This window comes from Mesorhizobium sp., assembly GCF_024509055.1.
Lineage (GTDB): Bacteria > Pseudomonadota > Alphaproteobacteria > Rhizobiales > Rhizobiaceae > Mesorhizobium.
Genome location: NZ_JANINM010000094.1, coordinates 1 through 5140, shown reverse-complemented (window position 1 = coordinate 5140; position 5140 = coordinate 1). Strand labels below are relative to the sequence as shown.

The window sequence follows — 5140 nt, the reverse complement described above, 5'->3', positions numbered from 1 at the left end:
TGAAGAGCGCGGCACGCATACTGGACGTCCTGGAGCTGTTGGGCAGGGCGAAGGGACCGCTGTTCCTGAAGGAGATTGCGCGGAACCTGGGCTATCCGCCCAGCAGCACCCATGGGCTGCTGGCGACGCTGGTCGCCAAAGGATATGCCGGGCGCGACGATGCAGGCCGCTACATGCTGAACGCCGCCTATCGCAACGGTCCGGGCTGGGCGAGCGGTCCAGACGCGGAGCTGATCTCCTTTTCCGAACCTTACATGCGCGACCTTCGCGACCGATGCGGTGAAACGGTCATGCTCGGCATCCTCAACCAGGACCTGATGCTCAAGGTTATCGCCAAATGCGTCGCGAACCGCGCGGTCCGCTACGACTCGCCTTTTTCAGGGGGCGTGCCGTCCTATTGCTCGGCAATGGGACGCGTCCTGCTAGGCGCCAGGGATGCCAAGACCGTCGATCGATATCTCGCCGGTGAGAGACTGGTGAAGCTGACGCCGTTCACGATAATCAGCAAGACGCATCTTCGCCGGCTGTTTCGCGAGACCCGCCAACGTGGCTATGCCATCTCCAGTCAGGAGATGGACATCGGCTCGATCGGTGTGGCGGCGGCGATCCAGAACGCATCCGGCGAGATCATCGCCGCCCTCGACGTGGCGGCGATCTCCAGCAGGCACGCGGATGTCGAGGCGAGCATCGTGCCGTTGGTGAAAGAATTCGCTTCCAGGATCAGCGTGAAATTGGGCTATTCGGGTGAGCTTTGATCAAGGAGCTCCGTATCTCCCATCAGCCGCCGAACTCGGCCAGATTACCAGACCGCCGCTTCAATGCATGAAGAGGGATTGTCTGATCCAGGTGCAATCACGACGGCTGGCGTAGTCGCCCGGGATGTCGACTACCAGGGCGCGAGCGGGCGCCTTTCTTAACGCCCGACATCGCGGCGCTCCGCAGGCTGGCGGATCGGCCGCCAGTCACTGGGAGACATCAGCGAACAGTCTTTCCGACAATCCTGTAGGTGGACGAGAATATCTCTTCCACGGGCGGGTGGCCGAAGGTGCGCAGCGGATACTTGTTCATCAGGTCGTCGAATTGACGCTGGGCGCGGGCAGCATTGGAGACATGATCGACGCCCGGAATCTGCCGGTCTCGCATCACTGTACGGCCGTCGATCACCACGGTCCTGGCATCGCGTCCCGACGCCGAGATCATCAAGGTCTGGATCGGGTCGATGATCTGGCCGAGATCCGGATTGGCAAGGTCCCAGACCACCAGGTCGGCCCGGCAGCCGGGCGCGAGCCGCCCGAGGTCGGTACGCCCAAGCGCATCCGCGCCACCCAGCGTGGCGGCATCAAAATAGTCCTCGGCGCGGCAAGCGGTGGCGTTGCCTTCGGCCAAGCGGCAGGTCATCAGCCCGATCTGCATGTTGAGCAACATGTCGGGGGGAGATGTGTCGGTGCCCAGCCCGATGCGAATGCCGCGCGCGCGATAGGTGGCAAAGCTCTCCAACCCGTTGCCGAAGCGGCCGGCGACAAGCGGGCAGTGCACGACGACCGCGCCGCTCTCGGCGATGATCTCTAGATCGCGCCCAGGCCCGGGCGCGAGACGTGAGGGGCTGACATGCGTCCCGTGCGGCAACAGCGTCCGGTCAGTGAGGAAGCCTAGGCTCTCCAACCATTCGATGGACGTCATGCCATGAAGGCGGCTCACCGTCTGACGTTCGAATTCGCTTTGCGAGCAGTGCAGCCTCACCGGAACGCCAAGCTCGCGGCCCGCGGCAGCGGTGCGGCGCAACAGCTCAGCCGTGCATGTTTCGATGCGATCCGGCGCGAGCATGGTGCGGACCAGCCCGCGATGCCGACCGTCCATCCGACCGCAGAAGGCAATCGCATCGTCCAGCCCTTTCAGGCCCCGCGGCTCGTCGAAGAAAAGGTCGATCCTGCCGTCCGGCTCGACATAGGAATTGCCCGTTCTGTAGGCCGGGCCAAGATAGACGCGAAGCCCGAGTTCCGCGGCAGCGCCCGCCGCTCCTTCAAATTCCTCGACCGTCTCGCCCCACTCGCGGTAAAAGAGCGAGGCGATCGGCAGCGCCGTCGTGACGCCGTTTCGAATGAGCTGCGCGAAAGCGTGGGCTTTCTGGAAGACAAGCTCGTCGGGTGTATACATTTCGTAGGGGCCGGCATCCATGTAGGACTTCGGCCATACACGCCCCTTGCGCCATGCCGGATGGTTGTCGAATGACAGGACAGTGGTGTCGAGATCGGAAAGGGCATCGAGGTCGATGAACCCCGGAGCGATCAGGGATCGGCCGCAATCGATGCGTTCGTCGACCTCGCCTGCAAATCCGTGGCCAACGTAAAGGATCTCGGCATCCTGGTAGACCACTTCGCCACACGGCAGCAGAATGTGCTTGCCATCTTCATGCCCGACCACCCAGGCGGCCGTCATGAGTGTCCGTTTGGTCCGCTGTTGCATGCTTCTTCCCTTATCTCCCCGCATTGGCGCTAGCTTTCAGTTGTCGTTAGAAGGACGCCGAAATCTCTCTCGCCGTCGCCAAGGCGAAGCTTCGCCTGTTCAGCAATAGTTGGTCGGTAGTCGGCACGGCGCACATTTCGCGCGTGCCCGGCAAGTGGATACGGCTTGCGGCGGAGACCTCGGCAGCCTTCAGTTGGCGGCCAACCGTTCCCGATAGCCGGCAATAGGTCCTTTAGGTCGCGCTCGCGCGCCGGCTTCACCGCGCCGTAGAGCTGAGCTAGCTTCATGGGTAGACATTTGGCTTGCATCATATAGTATACACTGAAGGCATATAAGTGAATACGAAATATGCGCTGTCAACCTTGGGTCCGGAGCTACCGCGCTGAAGGCCGGCCGCACCAGTACCCTCCCAGTCCATAAAGGAGATCACATGACGAAGCTCGGATACTTTGCCGCCGCCTGTGCCATCTTGCTGAGCTGCGGCGCCTCTGCGGAGGTGCTTCAGGAACGGAACATGCCAATGGATATCGCGCTCGAGCTGGCGCAAAGCGCAGTGAAGGCCTGTGCTGCCGATAATTACAACGTGTCGGCGGCAGTCGTGGACCGCGCCGGCGTTCTCAGGGCGCTGCTGCGTGCGGACAATGCCGGCGTCCACACCCCCGATTCCGCGCGGCGCAAGGCCTATACCGCAGTCTCGTTGCGCGCGCCCACCAGCGCGATAGCCAAGAACATCCAGGACAACCCCGCCGCGGCCCAGCTTGTCGCCGTCGATGGTTTTCTGATCCTGGCCGGCGGCGTGCCGGTCAAGATCGGCAACGAGACCATTGGCGCGATCGGCGTCGGCGGTGCTCCTGGCGGCAATCTGGACGAGGCTTGCGCGCTGGCGGCGATCAAGCAGGTCGAAGGCAAGCTCAAGTAACCGGCCTGGGCCAAACGCCGAGAGCGCCGCGGATGTCGACGGCGAGGAGCGTACGGCTCCTCGCCAGGACCATCGAGGCGGCCTTGCGGATTGCGTTGCGCTATTCAATGAGATCGGTGTCGCGGCTGTAGCGCCAGAACCGGTCAGGCGTTCGCAGCGCCTCGCGCAGGCCCAGCCGTTCGATCATCAGCTCCGTCTCCCGCTGCGCGGCATCGAGAACCGCGTCCTGATCGACATGGACCGGCCGGCGGTCGCGCAGCAGCACGCGCCCGCCGACGAGGACAGTATGGACGTCGTTGCCGTTGGCGAAATAGGTGACGCGGAATTCTGGCATGTTGGCGGGGTAAAGATGCGGGCGGCGCAAGTCGACCAGAATGACATCCGCTTTCTTGCCAGGTTCCAGCGAACCGATCTCGTGATCGAGCCCGAGAACACGCGCACCATCGATGGTGCACATTTCCAGGACCTTGCCCGGCGGAAGCCAACTCGGATCATGGAAATGGGTGCGGTGATAGTGCATGCATTGCTGCATATGGCGGAACATGTCCGCCGAGCGATCCGGCGCGGTGGCATCGGAGCCGATGGCAACCACGACACCCGCATCGAGGAGCTCGGTGACAGGACAGCGCGCCAGGATGGCGGCCACCGCGCTGGGATTGTGGACGATGCAGGTACCGGTCTCGGCGCAGATCGCAATTTCCTCCTCGTCGAGACCTGTGGCATGGGAGAACAATGTGCGCGGGCCGAGCACGCCGACCTGATGGGCGATCTTCACGCTGCCCTTCTTGTGGCCGTCCTGGGTGAAGACCAGGTTGCGTTCCTCGGCAATCCGCTTCACCTCGCGCGACTGGGCGATGGCAGCCTCGGCGTCCGCGCCTTCAAGGTGTTCGCGGTGGATGGTAGGCGTCAACAGGGCGACGTGCAGACGATCCTCGTGCGTGCGATGCCAGCGATCCACCAGCTTCAACGAAGTGTCGAGTTGCCGGTCGAATGACACCGGGTAATCGGCGCGCACGGAACCTTCCCAGCGCGCGTAGGTCAGGGGATGAGGAGGACGGGTGGTGCCGACCGCCACCACCGAGCGCGTGCCGATGCCGACCACACCTTCCATATGCGCGTCGCCGTAAGCAGGGTCGTCGGTGCGCATAACCGAGTCGCCGCCGCCGAGCAGGGACACGCCCGTCGTCACGCCGAAGCGCAGGCGCTCCAGGGCGGCAAGCTGAGCCTCGGCATGCCAGAATTCCGGCGTCGAACCCACGGTATAGGCTCCCCGGCATGCCTGGTACCAGATGTCGCCACGGCCGCCGCCCATCGTCTTGATGAGACCATGGCCGGCATGGGCGTGGCTGTCGACGAAGCCCGGCATGATCGCCATGCCCTTGGCATCGATCGTCTCGCGCGCCGGATGGCTGCGCGCCACCTCGTCCGCGGGTCCGACGGCCACGATGCGGTCGCCCTCGATCGCAACGGCGCCGTCGGGAATGATACGTCGTTGATCATCGATGGCGATAACGGTGCCGTTCTTGATCAGGATGTCGGCCATCAGACGGTCGCCTTCTTGTTTTCTCTGGAAAGGATGCGGTCGAGCGACGGTGCGAGGCGCAGGAGTTCGCGGGTATAGTCGTGCGTGGGGGACGAGAACAAAGTCTCGGTATCGGCAAGCTCGACGATCTCGCCCGCCTTCATCACCGCAACGCGATCGCACATCTGCCGTATCACCGCGAGATCGTGGCTGATGAACAGCATCGACAGCCCGGC

General features: G+C 63.5%; 4 protein-coding genes and 1 pseudogene. 2 read left to right on the top strand and 3 right to left on the bottom strand.

Annotated features, from left to right (window positions below):
• On the top strand, window positions 1–755 hold a 755-nt coding region (locus tag Q0L57_RS05630; protein ID WP_296739255.1), incomplete at its 5' end, for an IclR family transcriptional regulator.
• Between the two features lie 220 nt (window positions 756–975).
• Here the strand turns inward: Q0L57_RS05630 and Q0L57_RS05625 are convergent.
• On the bottom strand, window positions 976–2463 hold the full coding sequence (locus tag Q0L57_RS05625) for an amidohydrolase family protein (protein WP_296739252.1): 1488 nt from the start codon (window positions 2461–2463) through the stop codon (window positions 976–978).
• A 520-nt stretch (window positions 2464–2983) separates the two neighbouring features.
• On the opposite strand from Q0L57_RS05625, the gene Q0L57_RS05620 reads away from it, so the two are divergent.
• Complete coding sequence (locus Q0L57_RS05620; protein WP_296739250.1) at window positions 2984–3382, top strand: heme-binding protein; 399 nt, start codon at window positions 2984–2986, stop codon at window positions 3380–3382.
• A gap of 100 nt (window positions 3383–3482) precedes the next feature.
• Here the strand turns inward: Q0L57_RS05620 and Q0L57_RS05615 are convergent, their stop codons facing one another.
• Both Q0L57_RS05615 and Q0L57_RS05610 read right to left on the bottom strand, forming a co-directional pair.
• Complete coding sequence (locus tag Q0L57_RS05615) at window positions 3483–4925, bottom strand: amidohydrolase family protein (protein WP_296739247.1); 1443 nt, start codon at window positions 4923–4925, stop codon at window positions 3483–3485.
• Window positions 4925–5140: pseudogene (locus Q0L57_RS05610) on the bottom strand (ABC transporter ATP-binding protein); the annotation flags it as partial. The gene Q0L57_RS05615 and the pseudogene Q0L57_RS05610, both read right to left, overlap by 1 nt.

What these genes read in the sequence shown, in the direction of transcription:
- Q0L57_RS05625 (WP_296739252.1), bottom strand. Translation starts at nt 2,463, where the DNA reads ATGCAACAGCGGACCAAACGGACACTCATGACGGCCGCCTGGGTGGTC.
- Q0L57_RS05620 (WP_296739250.1), top strand. Translation starts at nt 2,984, where the DNA reads ATGGATATCGCGCTCGAGCTGGCGCAAAGCGCAGTGAAGGCCTGTGCT.
- Q0L57_RS05615 (WP_296739247.1), bottom strand. Translation starts at nt 4,925, where the DNA reads ATGGCCGACATCCTGATCAAGAACGGCACCGTTATCGCCATCGATGAT.